Below are 21,179 nucleotides of genomic sequence, written 5' to 3' on the forward strand. Positions count from 1 at the left end.
GAGAGAGGCGCATCCAGGATGAGTGCACCGATTGCGACCGTGCGCGGTCGCGGCTACCGCATGGAAGAGGTCGACCGGTATCTCGCCCGGCTGTCCGGGAGCCGTGACGAGGCCTGGGAGCGGGTGGCGCGGCTGACGGTGCTGGCCAAGCAGATGGAGGCGGAGGCGGCGCGGCTGCGCGAGGTGGTGGCCGGGCTCGCCCCGCAGACGTACGACGAACTGAGCGAGCGGGCCCGCCGGATCCTGCTGTTGGCGCAGGAAGAGGCGGACGCCGTACGGATGGAGGCGCGGGCGGACGCGTCCGCGACGCTGGGTGCGGCCGAAGCGCGTGCCGACCGGGCGGCGGAGCTGGCGCGGGGCGACGCGGAGGCGGTGCGCGAGCAGACCGAGGTCCGGGCCCGGCAGGGGCTGGCGCGGGCGCAGCGGGAGGCGGATGACGCGCGGGCGCAGGCGCGGGAGGAAGCGGCGCAGTGGCGGGCGCAGGCGGCGGCCGTGCTTGCGGAGGCGCGGCGGCGGGCGGACGCGGTGCAGGCGGAGCACGAGCAGGAGCACGCGGAGCGCTGGGAGGCGGCGGAGCGGGAGCTGGCGGCGCGGGAGGCGGAGCTCGTGGCGCGGCACGCGGAGCTGGAGCGGCACGCCGAGACCCGGCTGGCGGAGGCGCGGCGCGGCTTCGCGGAGGCCGAGGAGTCGGCGCGGCACGGCCAGGAGGACGCGGAGGCGCGGGCCGCGGAGCTGATCGCGCAGGCGCGGGTGGCGGAGGAGCGGATCGGGCGGGATACGGAGCGGGTCCTGCGGGAGCACGCGGAGGCGCAGGAGGAGATGCGGGCCCACATGAACCATGTCCGCTCCAGCCTGGCGGCCCTGACCGGCCGCGCCCCCGCGGAAGGCTGACCCTGCGGCCCGCCTCCTGGGGGCGCCGCCCCCAGCCCCCCGCGCCTCAAACGCCGGCGGGGCTGGGAGGTCGCCTCAAGCGCCGGCGGGGCTGGGAGGTCGCCTCAAACGCCGGCGAGGCTGAAAGATCGCCTCAAACGCCGGCGGGGCTGGACGTTCCAGCCTCGCCGGCGTTTGAGGCGCGGGGTCTGGGGCGGAGCCCCGGGAAACGGTGAAAGGGCGGGGCGGGGAGACCAGCTCCGCGCAGCGGCGACCCCGCACAGCAGGCACCCCTAGTCCACCGGCCCCGGCTGCGCCGGAACGGCCGGCGGCGGGGGCGTCAGCGGCGGCGTCGGCTCGTACCGGTACGGGTCGCTGCGCAGGCCGCGGGCCATCACCGCCACCGTGAAGGGGGCGGTCGTGCCCGGCGGGAGCGGGGCCGTCAGCGTGCCCGTCACCGGGTCGAAGGAGGCCGGGGCGGCGGCGGTGCCGTCCACGATCACCTGGGTCGTGGTGGCCGCCGGAGCCGGAACGGGAGCCGCAGCCGCGCCCGGGGCGAAGCCGCCGCCCACGACCGTCAGCCGGCCGTCGGCGACCGAGACGTCCGTGATCACCGGGGTCGCGCGGACGGCCATCTTGTTCACCAGGTACGCCCCCGCCGGGGCGCCCGTCAGGGCCCACATCTCGGAGGGCAGGCGCGGAAGCCCGCCGCCCACGTCCGCGAGGAAGAACAGCGCCACGTACAGCATGGTGACGGCGCTGAGCGCGACGTACTGGAGGTCGACCAGGTCCGTGCGCCCGCTGTCGTTCGCGATCAGCTCCCGCAGCGGCCGCCGGCCCGAGGCCGTCGGCTTCGGGGCCGGCTTGGCCAGGGTGCCGTTCTCCACGCGCAGGCCGACGACCGCCTTCGCCGCGATCAGGGCCACGTACGGGCCGCCGAGCAGCGGCAGGTACACCGTGGTCAGCGTGGACAGCGGGCCGTCGGCGCCCCGGAAGTACCGGACTCCGCCGCCCGCGGTGAGCCCGTAGGCGAGGATCGCGAGCAGCAGCCAGACCAGGATCACCGTCCAGGCCAGGGCGAGCGCCGTCGAGGTGGAGAGCCGGCCGTCGCGGCCGGTGACGAAGCCGGGGTGGCGCCGTAGCCGCCAGCCGATCGGCCCGGCCAGCGCGGCCAGCAGAGCCAGTGCGAAGAGTGCGGAAGCCATGCGTCGTCCCCCCGGAAGCGGTTCCTGTGCCAGAGACTTACCCACTGGCCCCGGTCATGACAAGTCGCGGGCTCCGGCGGCCGGTTGCTCCTCGCGCAGTTCCGGCAGGACCGGGAACCTGCGCGGCGCCACCAGCAGCAGGATCAGCAGCGCGGCCACGGCGGCCGCCGACGCGCCGAGGAAGATGTGCTCCACGGCGGCGGCCACGGCCTCGCGCAAGTGGTCGGCGGCGGCCCGGGGGAGCAGTTCCGCCTGATCCAGTGCCTTCGCCACGTCGTCCAGGTGGTCCGGGAGCCCGGGCACGGGCGCGTTCACCAGGCGGGCGGCGATGGTGGCGTTGGCCACGGCCGCGAGGAGGGCGGCGCCCACGCTCTGGCCGACCTGCCGGCAGAACAGCACCGAGGCCGTCGTGGTTCCCCGCTCGGCCCAGCCCACGGTGGACTGGACGCCGACGATCAGCGGGAGCTGGAAGAGGCCGAGGGCGCCGCCCAGCAGCAGCATGATCAGCGCGGGCTGCCAGGGCCGGGCGGGATACGGCAGCAGCGTGAAGGAGTACAGGACCACCGCGGCCAGCGCGATCCCGACGGCCGCGGTGTTCCGGAAGCCGATGCGCCGGTAGACGTGCTGGCTGCAGGCGGCCGTGACGGGCCAGCTCAGGGTCATCACCGACATGACCAGTCCGGCGCCGACGGGTCCGAGGCCGAGCACGGACTGGGCGTAGGTCGGCATGAACACCATCGGGGCGACCATGAGCAGGCCGAGCGCCCCCATGGCCAGGTTGACGGCGGCGATGGTGCGCCGGCGCCACACCCAGCCGGGCAGGATCGGTTCCTCGGCCCGGCGTTCCACCCGGACCACCACCGCGGCCAGCACCGCGCTCGCGCCCAGCAGCCCCAGCGAGGGAGCGGACAGCCAGGGCCAGGCGACGCCGCCCTGGACGAGTGCGAAGAGCAGCAGTCCGCCGCAGGCGAAGACGCCCAGGGCCCCGGCCCAGTCGACCGGACCCCGGCGGCCGGGGGACCGTGCGGGCTCGGTCAGGTGACGGGTGATCATCCACAGGGCGAGGGCGGCCAGCGGCAGGTTGATCAGGAAGATCCAGCGCCAGTGGGCGTACGAGGCGAGCAGCCCGCCCAGCGCGGGGCCGGCCACGGCCGAGGTGGCCCAGACGCTGGACATCCGGGCCTGGATCCGCGGCCGTTCCTTCAGCGGGTAGAGGTCGGCGGCCAGGGTCTGGACGGTGCCCTGGAGGGCGCCGCCGCCCAGGCCCTGGACGATCCGGAAGGCGATGAGGGCGGCCATGTTCCAGGCGAGCGCGCACAGCAGCGAGCCGACGAGGAAGAGGCCGATGCCGAAGAGCAGTACGGGCTTGCGGCCGAAGGTGTCGGAGAGCTTGCCGTAGACGGGCAGGGTGACGGTGACGGCCAGCAGGTAGCCGGAGAAGAGCCAGGAGAAGACGGAGAAGCCGCCGAGGTCGCCCACGATCTGCGGGACGGCGGTGGCGACGATGGTGCTGTCGAGGGCGACGAGGGACATGCCGAGCATCAGTGAGGCGACCACGGGGGTGGGCGGTCTCGTCGACGGCTTGTCCGCGGGGCCGCCGACGGCCGCGCCGACGGCCGCGCCACCGGTCGCACCGGCGGCCGGTCCGGCGTCCGCGCCCGCGGTCCCGGATATGCCGTCCGGGTCCGCGGCCGTGCTCTCCCCTGAGGCCACCGAGATTCCTTCCCCCTGCACGTACTTGCGGGGAACACCTTCTCACCGCCGCCGTGTCCGGCGGTATCCCCCACGGCTCCTCCCCCGAAGGGCGCAGATCCCCTAGGGGGCGCTCCTCACAAGGGGCCAGGGGTCATTCCTCCCGGCGGAGGAGGTGCGAGATCCCGGCACCTTCTTGACTGGTTCGTACGGGCGGGGAGCGCGGGGGGTGGGGTTAACCCCCGGGCGGATACGGCGATGGGCACCAGCGCGCCGCACCCCGCCCGGAAACAGACTTCATGACGGCGACGTACGCAGACGCGCACCCGAACAAGCAGCAGCAGCAGAAGCAGAAGAAGGAGAAGACCGTGACAACGGCTATGACCGAAACCAGGCACGGGGGTACTGGGGGCCATGCAGCCGTCGCGGCCCGGGCACGCAAGGTCGTCAAGGCCTACGGCTCCGGGGAGACGCGCGTCGTCGCCCTCGACGACGTGGACGTGGACATCATGCGCGGCCAGTTCACCGCGATCATGGGTCCCTCCGGCTCCGGCAAGTCCACGCTGATGCACTGCCTGGCCGGTCTCGACACGGTGACCAGCGGGCAGATCCACCTGGACGACACCGAGATCACCGGGCTGAAGGACAAGAAGCTCACGCAGCTGCGCCGCGACCGGATCGGCTTCATCTTCCAGGCCTTCAACCTGCTGCCCACGCTCAACGCCCTGGAGAACATCACGCTCCCCATGGACATCGCGGGTCGCAAGCCCGACGCCCAGTGGCTGAACCGGGTCGTGGAGACCGTGGGCCTCGCCGGCCGGCTGAGGCACCGCCCCACCGAGCTCTCCGGCGGCCAGCAGCAGCGCGTGGCGGTCGCCCGCGCCCTCGCCGCGCGCCCGCAGATCATCTTCGGCGACGAGCCGACCGGCAACCTGGACTCCCGGGCCGGCGCCGAGGTCCTCGGCTTCCTGCGCCGCTCCGTGGACGAGCTCGGCCAGACCATCGTCATGGTCACCCACGACCCGGTCGCCGCCTCTTACGCGGACCGCGTCATCTTCCTCGCCGACGGCCGGATCGTCGACGAGATGTACGGGCCCACCGCCGAGCAGGTCCTCGACCGTATGAAGGACTTCGACGCGCGCGGGCGGACGTCATGAGCAACACCGTCCTGAAGACCTCGCGGCGCAACTTCGTCGCGCACAAGGGGCGGATGGCGCTCTCCGCCGTCGCGGTCCTGCTCTCCGTCGCCTTCGTCTGCGGCACCCTGGTGTTCACCGACACCATGAACACCACCTTCGAGAAGCTGTTCGCCGTCACCAGCGCCGATGTGACGGTCAGCGCGAAGCAGGCGAAGGACGGCGAGGAGATCTCGGTCCGCGGCAGGCCCGAGATGCTGGCCGGCTCGGCCGTCGATCAGGTGCGCAAGGCCGAGGGCGTCAAGGGCGCCGAGGGCAGCGTCGTCTCGATGTCCGTCACGGTGGTCAACGCCAAGAACGAGAACATGGGCTCGACCACCGGCGCCCCGACCATCGCGGGCAACTGGAGCGACAACGAGCTCAAGTCCATGAAGATCACCTCGGGTCACGCCCCGCGCGGGCCCACCGAGGTGATGGTCGACGCCGACACCGCGGAGAAGCACCACCTGAAGCTCGGTGACGAACTGCGCACCATCGCCCTCACCGGCGACATCCGCGCCAAGATCAGCGGTATCGCCACCTTCACCGTGACCAACCCGGGTGCGGCCGTCGTCTACTTCGACACCGCCACCTCGCAGCAGGCCCTGCTCGGTTCCCCCGGCTCCTTCACCCACGTCAACGTCACGGCCGAGGACGGGGTGAGCGACGAGCAGCTCAAGCAGAACATCGCGGCCGCCGTCGGCGCGGACGCGTACAAGCTGCAGACCGCCAAGGAGGCCTCGGACGCCAACCGCAAGGACGTCGGCTCCTTCCTCGACGTCCTGAAGTACGTGATGCTCGGCTTCGCCGGGATCGCCTTCCTCGTCGGCATCTTCCTGATCTTCAACACCTTCTCGATGCTGGTCGCCCAGCGCACCCGCGAGATCGGCCTGATGCGCGCCATCGGCGCCGACAGCGGACAGGTCCTCAAGTCCGTCGTCGTCGAGGCCTTCCTCCTCGGCGTCGTGGGCTCGGTCCTGGGTGTCGGGGCGGGCGTGGGCCTGGCCATCGGCCTGATGGAACTCATGGGCCAGATGGGCATGCACCTGTCCACCGACGATCTGACTGTCGCCTGGACCACCCCGGTCATCGGCGTCCTCCTCGGCGTCGTCGTCACCGTCATCGCCGCCTTCGTCCCGGCCCGCCGGGCCGGCAAGGTCTCCCCGATGGCCGCGCTGCGCGAGTCCGCCGCCCCCGGGGACAAGAAGGCCGGCGTCGTCCGCGCCGTCCTCGGACTGGTCATCACCGGCATCGGCGGCGCGGGGCTCTTCCTCGCCGCGGCAGCCGAGGAGGCCGGTCCCGGATCGCTCTGGCTGGCCCTGGGCGTCCTCTTCACCCTCAACGGCTTCATCGTGATCGGCCCGCTGCTCGCCGCGGGCGTGGTGCGGGTGCTCTCCGGCGTGGTGCTGCGGCCCTTCGGGTCCGTGGGCCGGCTCGCCGAGCGCAACGCCCTGCGCAACCCGCGCCGCACCGGCGCCACCGCCGCCGCGCTGATGATCGGCCTCGCGCTGGTCGCCTGCCTGTCGGTGGTCGGCTCGTCGATGGTGGCCTCCGCGACCGACGAGCTCGACAAGTCGGTCGGGGCGGACTACATCGTCAACTCCGAGACCGGTCAGCCAGTGCTGCCGCAGGCCGAGCAGGCCCTGCGCGCCACCGAGGGCCTCGACCACGTCACCGCCTACCGCGAGGTGGAGGCCAAGGTCACCGCGCCCGACGGCGCCACCGAAGAGGTGGGCCTGGGCGCCACCGACCCGACCTACGCCCAGGACATCCGGCGCAAGATGATCGCCGGCGAGCACGCGGCGGCGTACGGCAAGGACTCCATGTCGGTCGGATCCGAATACGCCACCCGGCACGGCGTCAAGCTCGGCGACGAGCTGACGGTCGCCTTCACCGGGGGCAACACCGTCAAGCTGAAGGTCGCGGCGATCACCAGCGACGAGGGCAACCTCGACAGGACCATGAAGTACGTCAGCACCGAGGTGGCCCGCGCGAACGTCCCTGCCGACCGGCTGCCCCTCCCCTTCATGCTGCTGGCCAGCGCGAAGGACGGGCAGTCCGACGCCGCCGCGTACAAGGCGGTCAAGGCGGCGATGGCGGAGTACCCGCAGTACAAGGTGCGCAACCAGACCGACTACAAGCAGTCCCTGAAGGACCAGGTCGGACAGATGCTCAACATGGTCTACGGGCTCCTCGGCCTCGCCATCATCGTCGCCGTCCTGGGCGTCGTGAACACCCTGGCCCTGTCGGTGGTCGAGCGGACCCGCGAGATCGGCCTGATGCGCGCCATCGGCCTCTCCCGCCGCCAGCTGCGCCGCATGATCCGCCTGGAGTCGGTGGTCATCGCCCTCTTCGGCGCCCTGCTCGGCCTCGGGTTGGGCATGGGCTGGGGGGCCAGCGCGCAGCAGCTGCTGGCGCTCGAGGGCCTGAAGGTGCTGGAGATCCCGTGGCCGACGATCCTCGGGGTGTTCGCCGCCTCGGCCTTCGTGGGCCTGTTCGCCGCGCTGGTCCCGGCCTTCCGGGCGGGCCGGATGAACGTCCTGAACGCGATCGCGAGCGAGTAGCGGGCGCCGCGTTCGGCCGCGTTCGTACGGGGGTCGGTGCGCGGGTCCGTACGCGGGAGGGCGCCGGTCCGGGACCTTGGGGTTCCGGGCCGGCGCCGTTTCCCGCCCGTCACACCCGCTGCATCAGGACGACCCCCGAGGCCTCGCCCACCAGGGCGAACCGCTCGCCCGGGTGCAGTTGGCGGGCGTACTCGGTGGGGTCCTCGCCGGCCCAGCGGGAGGAGTTGTCGAGGGTGATCCAGTCGGGGACCACGCCCTTGCTGCCGCCGATCCACAGCACGCGGCAGCGGGAGGTCAGCCGGGTCAGCGGCGTGGTGTCGGCCTCCACGGTGGCCCCGTCGGGAATCCGGTCGAGGAGCCGTTCGATGGCGACGACCCGCTCGGGCTTCTCGTACGTACGCGCCTGCGCGAGCTTGGCGGTCGGCATGCTGGTCGCGGCCAGGGCCAGGCCGGCGGCGAGGACCGCGGTCGGCAGCTGGAGGGCGTACGCGCGCAGCCAGGGCCGTTCGCCGCGCCGGACGGTGTCGATGGCGTCGACGAGGGCGAGGGCCACGACGGGCATGAGGACGGCGCTGTAGTGCCAGTCGGTGGACCAGTAGTGGTCGTCCCCGGACAGGAACCGCCAGCCGAGGGTGGGCGCGGCGACCAGCAGCAGCGGCGAGCGCAGGGCGAGCAGTCCGGAGGTGGGGACCAGCACCCACGCCAGGGTGGCGAGCTTGGTGCCGATGCCGCCGAGCGGACCACCGCCGTCGATCTTGTCCCAGTAGCCGTAGCCCGCGGTGGCGAAGGCCGGTATGAAGACGGTGAACACCAGGACGGCGAAGACGGTGGCGGCGACGGCGACGCCGAGCGCGATCGCGGCGGCCCGCCGGTCGGTGGACCGGGCCCGCCAGGCCACCACCACGGCCAGGGCGGCGAGCGTGAAGCCGAGGTCCTCCTTGACGAGGACCAGTGGCAGCCCCCACAGCAGGGCGGCCCGCCAGCGCCGGGCGAGGACGGCCTCCAGGGAGAAGGCCAGCAGGGGCATGGCGAAGGCGATCTCGTGGAAGTCGAACTCCACGGCCCGCTGGACGCCCCAGGACAGCCCGTACGCGACACCTACGGCGAGCCCGCGGGCCCGGCCGAGGAACCGCCCGGCCGCCCGGGTGACGGGGACGGCGGAGAGCGCGAACAGCGCGGCCTGTACGACCAGCAGGGTGACGGGCCCGGGGAAGACCCGGTAGACGGGGGCGACGAGCGCGATGATCGGGCTGAAGTGGTCCCCGAGGATGTTGGCCCCCGGCCCCTTCAGGTCGGCGACGGGCTCCCGCAGGTGGGCGTAGGCGCGGATCGCCTGCTCGAAGATCCCCAGGTCCCAGGAGGCCCACTCCATCCGCCGGAACCGCCCGACGGACAGCACGAGGTAGATGAGGAACATCCCGGCGGCGACCACGTAGGGGCCCGGCCACCAGGCCCTCCCCGGCTTCGCGGGCTCCTGGGCCGCGGGCTCCGGGCGGGCCATCGCATCGCTCGTCACGGACTCGTGCTCCTCGGCCGGGGCGGCGTGAACTCCACGGCGGCGACGCGGCGAGCTCAGACGGTCAGTACGGGAACATCGTAGAGCGGGATGTGTTTGTCGCGAGTGACGAGGGTCAGCCCTTCGGACTGGGCCTGTGCGATCAGTATCCGGTCGAAGGGGTCCTTGTGGTGGAGGGGCAGCTTCCCTGCGAGGACACCGTGGTGTGCGTCGATGGGCAGCGCCTGGAACTGTGTGTTGCAGGCCTGCATCGCCAGATCCTCGGTGCTGGTGAGCTTGCCCGCTGCCTGCTTCACGGAGATCTCCCAGGGCGTGATGGCGCTCATGTAGACCGTGAGTTCGCGCCCGAGGAGTTCCCGCGTTTCGTCGGGAAGCTCCCCGTTCATCCACCACAGGACGACATGGGTGTCGAGCAACAGCTTCACGCGTCCGCCTCGAATGCCTCGGCGAATCCGTCGGGCAGATCGTCGAAGTCATCGGCGATCTTGATCCGCCCCGCGAGGGCGCCGTAATCCGTGCGCCGGACCTTCCCCGCGAGCGGGATCACCTTCGCGACCGGCTCGCCGGCCTTGCTGATGATGACCTCCTCGCCGGTGGCGACCGCCTCCAGGATCTTGGAGAAGTTCGTTTTCGCCTCGTGGACGTTGTACTGCCGGGCCGCTTCCATGGGCACTCCAGGGCAGGGAAAGGTGGGCTAACTGCTGGACCAAGCGTAATCAGATCGGCCCAGCCGGCGCCAGCTCCCTCACTCCCACGGGTGACCCGAATCCCTCGCGCGTGGGGGTCGAGGGCGTCGTAGGGTGGGAACCCCCGGCCCGTACGACGTGTCGGGTCCTTCGCGTTGCCCCGCACGCCCTCCATCGGATGGAAAGCCCCTTCATGAGCCTGCACGGACTGCTCGACGCCGTCACCCGGGACCCCGCCCTCGCCGAGGCGGTCACCGCGGCCGGGGACGGCACCCGCATGCACGTGGACCTGGTCGGCCCCGCCGCCGCGCGGCCCTTCGCGATCGCCGCGCTGGCCCGGCAGACCGAGCGGACCGTGCTCGCGGTCACCGCCACCGGACGCGAGGCCGAGGACCTGGCCGCGGCGCTGCGCTCCCTGTTGCCGCCCGACGAGGTGGTGGACTACCCGTCCTGGGAGACGCTCCCGCACGAACGGCTCAGCCCGCGCAGCGACACCATGGGCCGCCGGCTCGCCGTCCTGCGCCGGCTCGTGCACCCGAGCAAGGACGACCCGACGGCGGGCCCAGTGAGCGTGATCGTCGCACCCATCCGCTCCGTGCTCCAGCCGCAGGTCAAGGGGCTCGGGGAGCTGGTCCCGGTGAGCCTGCGGCAGGGCGGCAGCGCCGACCTGGGGGAGGTCACCGCGGCGCTGGCCGCCGCCGCGTACGCGCGCGTCGAGCTCGTCGAGAAGCGCGGCGAGTTCGCCGTCCGCGGCGGCATCCTCGACGTGTTCCCGCCGACCGAGGAACACCCGCTGCGCATCGAGTTCTGGGGCGACGAGGTCGAGGAGATCCGCTACTTCAAGGTCGCCGACCAGCGCTCCCTGGAGGTCGCCGAGCACGGGCTGTGGGCGCCGCCCTGCCGCGAGCTGCTGCTGACCGACGCGGTACGGGAGCGGGCCGCGGCCCTCGCCGAGGCCCATCCCGAACTCGGCGAGCTGCTGAACAAGATCGCCGAGGGGATCGCCGTCGAGGGCATGGAGTCCCTGGCGCCGGTGCTGGTCGACGAGATGGAGCTGCTGCTCGACGTGCTGCCCGCCGGGGCGATGGCCGTCGTCTGCGACCCGGAGCGGGTACGGACCCGGGCCGCCGACCTGGTGGCGACGAGCCAGGAGTTCCTGATGGCCTCCTGGGCGGCGACGGCGGGCGGCGGCGAGGCCCCCATCGACGTCGGCGCGGCTTCGCTGCGCGGGATCGCGGAGGTCCGCGACCGGGCCCGCGAGCTGAACATGATGTGGTGGTCGGTCTCCCCCTTCGCCGCCGACGAAGAGGCTGCCGGCGGCACGTTGACATCAGCCGGCGAGCCGGCGGTGCTCAAGCTCGGCATGCACGCCCCCGAGGCCTACCGCGGGGACACCGCCCGGGCGCTGGCCGACACCAAGGGCTGGATCGCCGACGGCTGGCACACCGTCTACCTCACCGAGGGCCACGGCCCGGCCGCCCGTACCGTCGAGGTGCTCTCCGGCGAGGGCATCGCGGCCCGGCTGGAGCCGGACCTGCGCACCCTGGAGCCGGGCCTGGTCCAGGTCGCCTGCGGCTCGATCGACAACGGGTTCGTCGACCCGGCCCTCAAGCTCGCCGTCCTCACCGAGACCGACCTGACCGGCCAGCGCACCGCCACCAAGGACCTGGGCCGGATGCCGACCCGGCGCCGCAAGACGATCGACCCGCTGACCCTGGAGGCCGGCGACTACATCGTCCACGAGCAGCACGGCGTGGGCCGCTACGTCGAGATGGTCCAGCGGACGGTCCAGGGCGCCACCCGCGAGTACCTGCTGGTGGAGTACGCGCCGGCCAAGCGCGGGCAGCCCGGCGACCGGCTCTACATCCCCACCGACCAGCTGGAGCAGGTCACCAAGTACGTCGGCGGCGAGGCCCCGACCCTGCACCGGCTGGGCGGCGCCGACTGGACCAAGACCAAGGCGCGCGCGAAGAAGGCGGTCAAGGAGATCGCCGCCGACCTCATCAAGCTCTACAGCGCGCGCATGGCGGCCCCCGGCCACGTCTTCGGCCCCGACACCCCCTGGCAGCGCGAGCTGGAGGACGCCTTCCCGTACGCGGAGACGCCCGACCAGCTCACCACCATCGCCGAGGTCAAGGAGGACATGGAGAAGTCGGTCCCGATGGACCGGCTGATCTGCGGTGACGTCGGCTACGGCAAGACCGAGATCGCGGTGCGCGCCGCCTTCAAGGCGGTCCAGGACGGCAAGCAGGTCGCCGTCCTCGTGCCGACGACCCTCCTCGTGCAGCAGCACTTCGGGACCTTCTCCGAGCGCTACAGCCAGTTCCCGGTGAACGTGAAGGCACTGTCGCGCTTCCAGGGCGAGTCGGAGTCGAAGGCCACGCTGGAGGGCCTGCGCGAGGGCTCGGTGGACGTGGTCATCGGCACCCACCGGCTGTTCTCGCAGGAGACGAAGTTCAAGGACCTGGGCCTGGTCATCGTCGACGAGGAGCAGCGGTTCGGCGTGGAGCACAAGGAGCAGCTGAAGAAGCTCCGCGCCAACGTGGACGTGCTCACGATGTCCGCGACCCCGATCCCGCGCACCCTGGAGATGGCGGTGACCGGCATCCGCGAGATGTCGACGATCACCACCCCGCCGGAGGAGCGGCACCCGGTGCTCACCTTCGTGGGCCCGTACGAGGAGAAGCAGATCGGCGCGGCGATCCGCCGTGAACTGCTGCGCGAGGGCCAGTGCTTCTACATCCACAACCGGGTCGAGTCCATCGACCGGGCCGCCGCCAAGCTGCGCGAGATCGTGCCCGAGGCGCGCATCGCGACGGCGCACGGCCAGATGTCGGAGCAGGCCCTGGAGCAGGTCGTCGTGGACTTCTGGGAGAAGAAGTTCGACGTGCTGGTGTCGACCACGATCGTCGAGTCCGGCATCGACATCTCCAACGCGAACACCCTGATCGTGGAGCGCGGCGACAACTTCGGCCTCTCGCAGCTGCACCAGCTGCGCGGGCGGGTGGGACGCGGCCGCGAGCGCGGGTACGCGTACTTCCTGTACCCGCCGGAGAAGCCGCTGACCGAGACCGCGCACGAGCGGCTCGCGACGATCGCCCAGCACACCGAGATGGGCGCCGGCATGTACGTGGCGATGAAGGACCTGGAGATCCGCGGAGCGGGCAACCTGCTCGGTGGTGAGCAGTCGGGCCACATCGCGGGCGTCGGCTTCGACCTCTACATCCGCATGGTCGGCGAGGCCGTGGCCGACTACCGGGCCGCCGTCGAGGGAGGCGTGGAGGAGGAGCCGCCGCTGGAGGTCAAGATCGAGCTCCCGGTCGACGCGCACGTCCCGCACGACTACGCGCCCGGCGAGCGGCTGCGCCTGCAGGCGTACCGGTCCATCGCCTCGGCCAATTCCGAGGCGGACATCAAGGCCGTACGGGAGGAGCTCACCGACCGCTACGGCAAGCTGCCGGAGCCGGTGGAGAACCTGCTGCTGGTGGCCGGGCTGCGGATGCTCGCCCGGGCCTGCGGGGTCGGGGACATCACCTTGCAGGGCAACAACATCCGGTTCGGGCCGGTGGAGCTGCGCGAGTCGCAGGAGCTGCGGCTCAAGCGGCTCTACCCGGGAACGGTGCTCAAGCCCGCCACTTCGCAGGTGCTGGTCCCGCGTCCGAAGGCGGGCAAGATCGGCGGCAAGCCGGTGGTCGGGCGGGAGCTGCTGGCGTGGACGGGGGAGTTCCTCACCACGATCCTCGGCTCGTGAGGAAGAGGAAAGTGTCCTGACAGCCGGGGAGGCCGGGAGTCCGCAGTGCGGACTCCCGGCCTCCGGGCGTTCCCCCGTGGTGGGGTATCAGCCGAGGTTGTCGGCGTCGATGACGTCCTTGCCGGTCGGGGCGTCGGCCTGGACCGGCTTGTTGAAGCCGCTGAAGGTGACCTCCGACGGCTCCTTGCCGGTGACGCTCGCCTTCAGCAGGTACGGCTCGCCCTTGGTGGCCACCAGCAGGGTCTCCACGCCCTCGGTGGTCTTCGTGGTCAGGGTCAGGGCCTCCTGGCCGTCGACGGTGGTGACCTTGCCCTTCTGCGCGCCCTTGCTCTCGTCGAACTCCTTCAGCAGCTCGTCCAGGTCGCACAGGGCGGCCAGTTCCTTGGAGTCCGGGTCCGCGGCCTTGGACTTCAGCCAGCGGCCCGCGAGCTGCTTGACCGCCGCGTCGGCCTCCGCCTTGGGCAGGTCCTTCAGCTGGGAGCGGTAGAAGGGCTCGTCCGCCTTGATGAACACGGACTGGGCGTTGCGGATCAGCTCGAAGGAGCCGTCCTGGCCGGAGATGGTGCCCTTGCAGTCACCGGCCTTGCTGACCGCCATGTTCAGCTGCAGGGGCTTGCCCTCGTCCCAGACCTTTCCGCTGACGGTGAGCGAGGACGCGCCGCGCAGGGCGGTCACGGACTTGTCGGCCACCTCGGAGCCGGTCAGGTCGGGGAAGGGGCCGGACGGGCCGGTCCCGAGGCATCCGGTGAGGCCGAGGGCGGCGGCGCAGGCGAGGGCGGTGCTGGCGGTCAGGCGGTGAACGGTGCGCATGGGGACTCTCTACGACTGGGAAGCGGGGGTGAAGGAAGAATAGGAGAGAACCGGAATGATCGGTTCCGGAAGGTCCGGCGTCCTCTGTTCGACGTGCCGATCAGACCAGAAGAGTGTGAACCGAGTCAACACGGTTCACGAAAGAAATTCGGTTCACGCTGTGAAGTGATCTCTCTGCGTGTGAACGGGTATGCTCCCGGCATGTCCGAGGAGAACGCCGCAGAGGTCACCGCGGCCGAGGTCGCCCGCCTGGCCGGGGTCGGCCGTGCCGCCGTGAGCAACTGGCGGCGCCGCCACGCCGATTTCCCCAAGCCCGTCGGCGGCACCGAGACCAGCCCCTCCTTCTCTCTGGGCGAGGTGGAGCACTGGCTGCGCGCCCAGGGCAAACTCGCCGAGGTCCCCCTGCGCGAGCGCGTCTGGCAGCAGATCACCGCCCACCCCGGCGGGGCAGTCGCCGCGCTCGTCAACGCCGGCAGCGCGCTGCTCGTCGTACGGGACCGGCCCGCCGACTGGCTGGAGCTGACCGCCGTCTCCGACGCGCACATGGCCACCCTGCTGCGGCCCGTCCTCGACCAGGTGCTCGGCGCACGCCTCGGGCCGGGCCACGCGCTCGCCGAGGTCCCGCTGCGCCCCGCCGCCATGCCGCTGCTGCGGGCCGCCGCCGAACTCGCCGCCGAACTCGGCGCCCGCCAGGCCTTCGAGTTCCTCCTCGGCCGCCACCTCGACGCCAACCCCCGCCAGTACACGCTCACCCCGGACGGCCTCGCCGAACTCATGGCCGTCCTCGCCGGGCCCTCGGCCCGTACCGTGCTCGACCCCGCCTGCGGCACCGGCACCCTGCTGCGGGCCGTCTCCGGCGCCACCGCCCTGTACGCGCAGGACTCCGCGCCCGAACTCGCCGCCCTGGCCGCGCTGCGCCTCGCCCTGCACGGACCCGCCCAGGTCCGGGCGGCCGCCGCCGACAGCCTGCGCGCCGACGCCTTCGCGCAGGACGCCTTCGACGCCGTGCTGTGCCACCCCCCGTTCAACGAACGCAACTGGGGCCACGAGGAACTGGCCTACGACCCGCGCTGGGAGTACGGCTTCCCCGCCCGCACCGAATCCGAACTCGCCTGGGTCCAGCACGCCCTGGCCCACCTCCGCGAGGGCGGCACCGCCGTCCTGCTCATGCCGCCCGCCGTCGCGGCCCGCCGTTCCGGCCGCCGCATCCGCGCCGACCTGCTGCGCCGGGGCGCGCTGCGGGCCGTCGTCGCGCTCCCGGCCGGCGCCGCGCCGCCGTACGGGATCCCCCTGCACCTGTGGGTGCTGCGCCGGCCCGCGCCCCACGCGGCGCCCCCGGCCGGGCTGCTGCTCATCGACAGCGCGGCCGCCGCGGGCACCGCCGCCCCCGCCGCCGACGGGCAGCTCCGGGGCGCCTGGCCCGCCGTGCACCGTGCGGTGGAGGCCGCCTGGAGCGCGTACGACCGCACCGGCTCGGTGGCGGAGGTCCCGGGCGTCAGCCGCGTCGTGCCCGTCATCGAGCTGCTCGACGACGACGTGGACCTCACCCCCGCCCGCCATCTGCCGCCGCCGGCCGCCGGCGGCGGGCCGGCCGAGCTGACCGCCGTACGGGAGCAGCTCGGCGAAACCCTCGGCCGGGCCGCCCGGCTCACCCCGCCGCCCGCCACCCCGCCCGCCCGCGCCGCGGCCCGGCCGCCGCTGACCACCATCGGGGAACTCGCCCGCGCCGGAGCCCTGGAGCTGCACACCGGCACCGGCGGCGGGACCGGCACGGCACCCGTCCTCACCGAGCAGGACGTGTACGCCGGAACCGGGCCCTCCGGCACCCTGGCGGCGACCGCCGACGAGCCCGTCCTCACCGCGCCCGGCGACGTCCTCGTCCCCGTCGTCGGCGGCGCCGCCATCGCCCGGGTCGTCGGCGAGGCCACCTCGGGCGCGGTGCCCGGCCGGGGCCTGGTGCTGCTGCGCCCCGACCCGGCCGCCCTCGACCCGTGGTTCCTGGCCGGATTCCTGCGCGGCACCGCCAACAACCGCCGCGCCAGCAGCCATGCCTCCACCGCCACCCGGCTCGACGTACGCCGGCTGCGGCTGCCCCGGCTGCCCCTGGCGCAGCAGCGGCCCTACGGCGCCCGGTTCCGCGCGCTCGCCGAGTTCGAGGACGCGCTGCGGCTGGCGGGACGGCTCGGCGAACAACTCGTACAGGGCTTCTACGACGGCCTGTCGGACGGCACGGTCACGCCCGAGTGAGCAGCCGTGCAGCGACCGTGCAACGGTTGCGGGCATCCCCTCACTCACGGCCGGAAACGCTGTATACCCTCAGACCCGAAAAGTCCTTCCGCACGGCCCGTCAGGAGCAGCGATGCACGGCCCCGGCCTTCCGCCGCAGCACGGCCCCCAGCCCACCTCCGGGGGCGTGGTGGCACTGCGCGTGCTGTTCACGCTGCTGCCCATCCTGAGCTGCGGGTTCCTGGCCTGGGGCTCGATGCTGCGACTGGCGCTGGTCACCCGGAAGACCCGCGACTGGGTGCTGATGGTCGTCAGCTGCGTACTCGCCGTCTTCTGGTTCGTGTTGTTCGGCCTCGACCCGACGCCCGACACCACCGGCTGGCAGAGCGATACCGGGGCCGGCGGCACGGTCCTCACCGGTTTCGCCATCTGCGTGTACTTCCTCGTCGCCGACATCAAGCACCACGAGGCGCAGCGAGTCGCGGCCTCGGCGCCGTGGTACCCGGCGCAGCCCGCGCCCTACACCCACCCGCAGCAGACCTCGCCCGCCTACGGGTACCCGCCCGCCCAGGTCCCCACCCAGCCCTCCACGCCGACGCCGGCCCCGCCGCAGGTACCGCCGCAGACGACCCCGGCCCCGCGCATCGGGCAGGTCCGCGCCGAGCTCGACGAACTCAGCGAACTGCTGCGCAAGCAGACCCCGCCGCCCGCCGGCCCCCGCCCGGACCCCCACCAGACCCCGTTCCAGGACCCGAACCAGTGACCGACCGGCTCATCGGCGACCGCTACCAACTGGCGACCGTCCTCGGCCAGGGCGGCATGGGCCAGGTCTGGACGGCGTACGACCGGCGCCTGGACCGCCGCGTCGCCGTCAAGCTGCTGCGCCCCGACAAGGTCGCCGGCCCCGGCACCGTCGCCGAGGAACTGCGCCGCCGCTTCGTGCGCGAGTGCCGGGTCACGGCGCAGGTGGACCACCCCGGCCTGGTCACCGTGCACGACGCGGGCAGTGACGGCGACGAACTCTTCCTCGTCATGGGCTACGTCGAGGGCGCCGACCTCGCCGACCACCTCGCCGAGCACGACCCGTACCCCTGGCAGTGGGCGGTCGCGGTCGTCGCGCAGCTGTGCTCGGTCCTGTCGGCCGTGCACGCGGTGCCGATCGTCCACCGGGACCTGAAGCCGCGCAATGTCATGGTCCGCCCCGACGGCACCCTGCTGGTCCTCGACCTCGGCGTGGCCTCGGTGATGGACACCGACACCACCCGCCTCACCAGCACCGGTTCGCCCATCGGCAGCCCCGCGTACATGGCCCCCGAGCAGGCCATGGGCGGCGCGGTGGGCCCGTACACCGACCTCTACGCACTCGGCGTGCTGCTGTACGAACTCCTCAGCGGCAGCGTTCCCTTCGCCGGATCCACCGCCCTCGGCGTCCTGCACCGCCACCTGTACGAGCCCCCGCTCCCGGTCCGCCAGTTGCGCCCGGAGGTCCCGCCGGAGCTGGAGAAGATCCTGCTCCACCTCCTCGCCAAGGACCCGCAGGACCGGCCCGCCTCCGCGCAGGAGGTGTACGAGGCCCTGGCCCCGCTGCTGCCCGCCCGCGACGGCCGCGCACCCTCGGGCCCGCTCGACCCGACCCGCCCCTTCCTGCGCCCCCAGGCGCCGTGGCCCGACCGGGCCGCGGTCGTCCCGCCGCGGCCCAGCGCCCCGCCGCCGGCGACGCCGATGACGCCGGCGACCCCGACGACGCCGCCCAAGCCGGACGTCCCGGGCGCCGTGGACGAGGCCCGCAAGCTCCTGGACCAGGGGCGCCTGACCCAGGCCGTGGACATCCTCGGCGGCATCCTGCCGGCGGCGGCCGCCGAGCACGGGGAGCACTCCCCGGTGGTCCGCTCCCTGCGCAAGCAGTACGCCGCCACGCTGATGGACGACGGCCAGTACCGCCGCGCCCTGCCGGAACTGCGCCGCCTCGCCGACGAGTTCCCGGCCGGCGACCCCCAGTCCCTGCGCTTCCGCTACGACTCGGCCCAGTGCCTGGAGCAACTCGGCGAGCCGGCCGCCGCCCTGGCCGAGTACCGCTCGCTGCTCCCGCTCTTCGAGAACCACTACGCCAACCCGGACCCGGGCCTGCCGCTGGAGGTCCGCCGCCGGATAGCGCACCTGCTGCTCTCCCTCGGCGACCGCCAGGCGGCCCACGACACCCTGGCCCGCCTCCTGTTCGACGCGGAACGCCTGCACGGCCCGGCCCACCCGTTCCCGGCCGAGGTGCGCCGCACCCTGCACTGGCTCGGTCAGGTGCGCTGACGCCTCCACAGGATCCGGCCGAGCAGGACGGCCAGGGCCACCCCGGCGACCGCCGCGCCCGGGACCAGGCCCGGCGGGCGGAAGGCGCAGGTCACCGTGGTGGTGAGGCCGTCCAGGGGGATCGCCACCAGGCCCAGGTACGCCGAGGCCGGGCGGTCGTTGCAGGTCCACCCCGCGATCGCGGGGACCGAGAGGACCGCGGTACCCGTGCTGCCCGGCGGGAGCGTGGCCCGGACGTCCGAGGAGCCGACCGAGACCGAGGTGGCCGCCGTGGCCCGCAGGGTCGCCACCGCGGCGTCGAGCCGGGCGCGGTCCAGGCAGGACAGGGCCCACCGCGGGGGCGGGGCCGCGTCGAAGACCAGGGCCGAGGAGGACCCCCGGGACAGGCCCATCGGCTGGAGGGCCGCCCGGTTGCGGGGGGCGTTGCCGCCCAGGCGGAAGGCCGGGCCGTCCGCGAGGCGGGCCGTCGCGTTGTACTCCGGGGCCCACAGGTAGGCCTCCATGCCCGCGCGGCAGACCCCCGGCGCGAGCGGGTCCTCGTACACCCGGGCGCCCAGGAGCAGTTCCTGGTTGGTGAAGGGGGAGTCGCCGTAGGAGACGGGCGCGCCGGGCGGGCGGGTCGTCACCAGCGGGGGGACCTGCGCGCGGCGGACCGTGCCGTCGGGCTGGAGGCGCGCGCCGACCGCGAAGACGGCGTCCGTCACCGGGTTGTCGATGCTCTGGACGTTGCGCCCGCGCGAGGTCCAGCCCGCTCCGAGGGCCACCATCGTGCGCGTGAACACCTCCGGGGTGTGGCTGCTGTAGTACGCGCCGCCCTCCCCGCCCAGCAGCAGCGGATCGTTGCCCGACAAGGCGGGCCGGCTCGGGTCGGTACGGTACGCGGGCCAGCCCCCGGCGCCCGCCAGGGCCTGGGCCCGCCCGGTGTGGGCCGGACCCCAGGACGGGTAGTCGTCGAGGCCGCCCAGCTTCCCCTTGTGACCGTAGGCGCTCGTCGCGGCCGCCTGGGCCAGCAGCACCGCCGCCAGCACCCCGGCCGCCGGGAGCGCCAGCCGGCGGTGGCGCAGCGCCCACCAGGCCGCGCCCGCCAGCACCAGCCCGCCGCCGAACAGCACGTACCCCGGGGCCGTCACCAGCGTGCTCCCGCCCGCCCACAGCCCGGCGGCCGCCAGGACGCCCGCCCCCGCCGCCAGCGCCCGGGGCCGCGGCGGGCCCGCCGCCAGCCCGGTCCAGGCGGCGATCACGGCGATCCCGGCCAGGACGAAGGTCTGCCGGTAGGGGCTTCCGTTCGGCGTCGCGAAGAGGTGCCACGCCAGGTGCGTCGGCGCCCACTGGAGCGAGAGCGCCACGGCCACCGTCAGCCCCGTCCACCACAGCCGGGTGCGCGCCGCCGCCGCCCGGTGGAAGGGCAGCGCGGCCACCAGCAGCAGGGTCCCGGTGCCCACGAAGACGGCGGGGGAGGAGAAGGAGTACGTCCCCGGCAGCAGCCGCGCGAAGAGGTCCGCCCAGGACACCGGCCGGAACTCCTTGACCCACCCCGGGTACGCCCGTCCCGAGCTGAGGAACAGCGGAAGGAGTACCGGCGCCGCGAGCGCCACCCCCAGCAGGGTGCTCCCGGCCGCCCGCGCGACCACCGCCACCCGGGACCGGACTCCCTCCCGGGTCAGCACCACCCGTACCACCAGCACCAGCGCCGCACCCAGCGTCGCCATGTAGGCGGTGTAGAAGTTCGCCGTCCAGCAGACGGCGACGACCAGCGGGGCGAGCAGCGCCCGCCGCCCGCGCAGGGCCCATTCGCCGGTCAGGCACAGCAGGGGGAAGGCGATCAGCCCGTCCAGCCACATCGGGTTGTACGAGGCCTCGATCACCGACCAGCCGCACAGCGCGTACGAGGCCCCGAGCAGCCCGGCCGCCCACCACGGCCCGCGGTGCTGCGTGCGCAGCAGCCAGGCCATCGCCGCCGCCGCGGCCGCCGTCTTGAGCACGGTGACGGCGTACACCGCGAGGTCGATGCCGTCGCGCGGGAAGAGCCCGACGAGGACGGAGAGCGGGCTGCTCAGGTAGGTGCCCAGGTCCGGCAGGAAGCTGGTGCCGTACCCGGACTGCCAGTTGAACAGCAGTCCGCCCCGTGCGCGGCCGTGCAGGAGGTCCCACAGGTGCGCGTGGAAGGGGACGAACTGGTTGCCGAGGTCGTTGATGCTGCGGTGGCGCGGTCCGTACGGGAAGACCCGGGCGGCGGCGTCCCCGGCGCCCACGGCCACCGCCGTGAGCAGGGCGGCGAGCGCCGAGCCGAGCAGGCTCGCGCGGCGCGGCGGCGCGCTGCGCGGCGAGTGGCGTGTCAGGTGCGGTGAGCGGCGCGGTGTCGGCATAGTGGGCAGACCTTGGC

The 21,179-nt window shown here is 73.4% G+C and carries 14 protein-coding genes; 7 read left to right on the plus strand and 7 right to left on the minus strand.

Annotated elements, in window-relative coordinates; all coding sequences use genetic code 11:
- Positions 1-18: 18 nt before the first annotated feature.
- Positions 19-891 carry a cellulose-binding protein gene (locus ACZ4TV_RS28810; protein WP_468137987.1) on the plus strand — a complete coding sequence of 291 codons (873 nt, stop codon included), beginning with the start codon at positions 19-21 and terminating at the stop codon, positions 889-891.
- A 272-nt stretch (positions 892-1,163) separates the two neighbouring features.
- On the opposite strand, the gene ACZ4TV_RS28815 is transcribed toward ACZ4TV_RS28810, so the two are convergent.
- Together ACZ4TV_RS28815 and ACZ4TV_RS28820 are read right to left on the minus strand one after the other, a co-directional pair.
- Positions 1,164-2,075 carry a hypothetical protein gene (locus ACZ4TV_RS28815; protein WP_468137989.1) on the minus strand — a complete coding sequence of 304 codons (912 nt, stop codon included), beginning with the start codon at positions 2,073-2,075 and terminating at the stop codon, positions 1,164-1,166.
- 54 nt (positions 2,076-2,129) lie between these two features.
- Complete coding sequence (locus tag ACZ4TV_RS28820) at positions 2,130-3,749, minus strand: MDR family MFS transporter (RefSeq protein WP_468138035.1); 1,620 nt, start codon at positions 3,747-3,749, stop codon at positions 2,130-2,132.
- 398 nt (positions 3,750-4,147) lie between these two features.
- Here ACZ4TV_RS28820 and ACZ4TV_RS28825 point away from each other — a divergent pair, with 398 nt between their 5' ends.
- Both ACZ4TV_RS28825 and ACZ4TV_RS28830 read left to right on the plus strand, forming a co-directional pair.
- Positions 4,148-4,924, plus strand: a complete 777-nt coding sequence (locus ACZ4TV_RS28825) for an ABC transporter ATP-binding protein (protein WP_468138036.1) — start codon at positions 4,148-4,150, stop codon at positions 4,922-4,924.
- Positions 4,921-7,506, plus strand: coding sequence for an ABC transporter permease (locus ACZ4TV_RS28830; RefSeq protein ID WP_468137990.1), 2,586 nt, complete (start codon positions 4,921-4,923; stop codon positions 7,504-7,506). The genes ACZ4TV_RS28825 and ACZ4TV_RS28830 overlap by 4 nt, the downstream gene beginning before the upstream one ends.
- A gap of 109 nt (positions 7,507-7,615) precedes the next feature.
- Here the strand turns inward: ACZ4TV_RS28830 and ACZ4TV_RS28835 are convergent, their stop codons facing one another.
- From ACZ4TV_RS28835 to ACZ4TV_RS28845, 3 genes are all read right to left on the minus strand, one after another.
- The gene (locus ACZ4TV_RS28835; protein WP_468138037.1) at positions 7,616-9,007 is read right to left on the minus strand and encodes a DUF2079 domain-containing protein; all 1,392 of its coding nucleotides are present in this window, start codon (positions 9,005-9,007) and stop codon (positions 7,616-7,618) included.
- A 71-nt stretch (positions 9,008-9,078) separates the two neighbouring features.
- Entirely contained in the window at positions 9,079-9,447 is a 369-nt protein-coding gene (locus ACZ4TV_RS28840) for a type II toxin-antitoxin system VapC family toxin (protein WP_468137991.1), read from the minus strand.
- Positions 9,444-9,689, minus strand: a complete 246-nt coding sequence (locus tag ACZ4TV_RS28845) for a type II toxin-antitoxin system Phd/YefM family antitoxin (RefSeq protein WP_468137992.1) — start codon at positions 9,687-9,689, stop codon at positions 9,444-9,446. The genes ACZ4TV_RS28840 and ACZ4TV_RS28845 overlap by 4 nt, the downstream gene beginning before the upstream one ends.
- 212 nt (positions 9,690-9,901) lie before the next feature.
- On the opposite strand from ACZ4TV_RS28845, the gene mfd reads away from it, so the two are divergent.
- Complete coding sequence (gene mfd, locus ACZ4TV_RS28850) at positions 9,902-13,459, plus strand: transcription-repair coupling factor (protein WP_468137993.1); 3,558 nt, start codon at positions 9,902-9,904, stop codon at positions 13,457-13,459.
- Positions 13,460-13,546: 87 nt separating this feature from the next.
- On the opposite strand, the gene ACZ4TV_RS28855 is transcribed toward mfd, so the two are convergent.
- Positions 13,547-14,269 carry a hypothetical protein gene (locus ACZ4TV_RS28855; RefSeq protein ID WP_468137994.1) on the minus strand — a complete coding sequence of 241 codons (723 nt, stop codon included), beginning with the start codon at positions 14,267-14,269 and terminating at the stop codon, positions 13,547-13,549.
- A gap of 201 nt (positions 14,270-14,470) precedes the next feature.
- On the opposite strand from ACZ4TV_RS28855, the gene ACZ4TV_RS28860 reads away from it, so the two are divergent.
- The 3 genes from ACZ4TV_RS28860 (at position 14,471) to ACZ4TV_RS28870 (ending at position 18,796) form a co-directional block, all read left to right on the plus strand.
- The gene (locus ACZ4TV_RS28860) at positions 14,471-16,516 is read left to right on the plus strand and encodes an N-6 DNA methylase (RefSeq protein ID WP_468137995.1); all 2,046 of its coding nucleotides are present in this window, start codon (positions 14,471-14,473) and stop codon (positions 16,514-16,516) included.
- A gap of 112 nt (positions 16,517-16,628) precedes the next feature.
- Complete coding sequence (locus ACZ4TV_RS28865) at positions 16,629-17,258, plus strand: hypothetical protein (protein ID WP_468137996.1); 630 nt, start codon at positions 16,629-16,631, stop codon at positions 17,256-17,258.
- Positions 17,255-18,796, plus strand: a complete 1,542-nt coding sequence (locus ACZ4TV_RS28870; protein ID WP_468137997.1) for a protein kinase domain-containing protein — start codon at positions 17,255-17,257, stop codon at positions 18,794-18,796. Before ACZ4TV_RS28865 ends, ACZ4TV_RS28870 begins: the two co-directional genes overlap by 4 nt.
- Here ACZ4TV_RS28870 and ACZ4TV_RS28875 read toward each other — a convergent pair.
- Positions 18,784-21,162 (minus strand): YfhO family protein, encoded by a 2,379-nt coding sequence (locus ACZ4TV_RS28875; protein WP_468137999.1) that lies wholly within the window; start codon positions 21,160-21,162, stop codon positions 18,784-18,786. The genes ACZ4TV_RS28870 and ACZ4TV_RS28875 overlap by 13 nt on opposite strands.
- Positions 21,163-21,179: the final 17 nt, after the last annotated feature.

This window comes from Streptomyces sp. NPDC028910 (assembly GCF_055564955.1).

Coding starts and splice junctions, on each gene's coding strand:
- ACZ4TV_RS28810 (WP_468137987.1), top strand. CDS start 19: ATGAGTGCACCGATTGCGACCGTGCGCGGTCGCGGCTACCGCATGGAA.
- ACZ4TV_RS28815 (WP_468137989.1), bottom strand. CDS start 2,075: ATGGCTTCCGCACTCTTCGCACTGGCTCTGCTGGCCGCGCTGGCCGGG.
- ACZ4TV_RS28825 (WP_468138036.1), top strand. CDS start 4,148: ATGACCGAAACCAGGCACGGGGGTACTGGGGGCCATGCAGCCGTCGCG.
- ACZ4TV_RS28830 (WP_468137990.1), top strand. CDS start 4,921: ATGAGCAACACCGTCCTGAAGACCTCGCGGCGCAACTTCGTCGCGCAC.
- ACZ4TV_RS28835 (WP_468138037.1), bottom strand. CDS start 9,007: ATGGCCCGCCCGGAGCCCGCGGCCCAGGAGCCCGCGAAGCCGGGGAGG.
- ACZ4TV_RS28845 (WP_468137992.1), bottom strand. CDS start 9,689: ATGGAAGCGGCCCGGCAGTACAACGTCCACGAGGCGAAAACGAACTTC.
- mfd (WP_468137993.1), top strand. CDS start 9,902: ATGAGCCTGCACGGACTGCTCGACGCCGTCACCCGGGACCCCGCCCTC.
- ACZ4TV_RS28855 (WP_468137994.1), bottom strand. CDS start 14,269: ATGCGCACCGTTCACCGCCTGACCGCCAGCACCGCCCTCGCCTGCGCC.
- ACZ4TV_RS28860 (WP_468137995.1), top strand. CDS start 14,471: ATGTCCGAGGAGAACGCCGCAGAGGTCACCGCGGCCGAGGTCGCCCGC.
- ACZ4TV_RS28865 (WP_468137996.1), top strand. CDS start 16,629: ATGCACGGCCCCGGCCTTCCGCCGCAGCACGGCCCCCAGCCCACCTCC.
- ACZ4TV_RS28875 (WP_468137999.1), bottom strand. CDS start 21,162: ATGCCGACACCGCGCCGCTCACCGCACCTGACACGCCACTCGCCGCGC.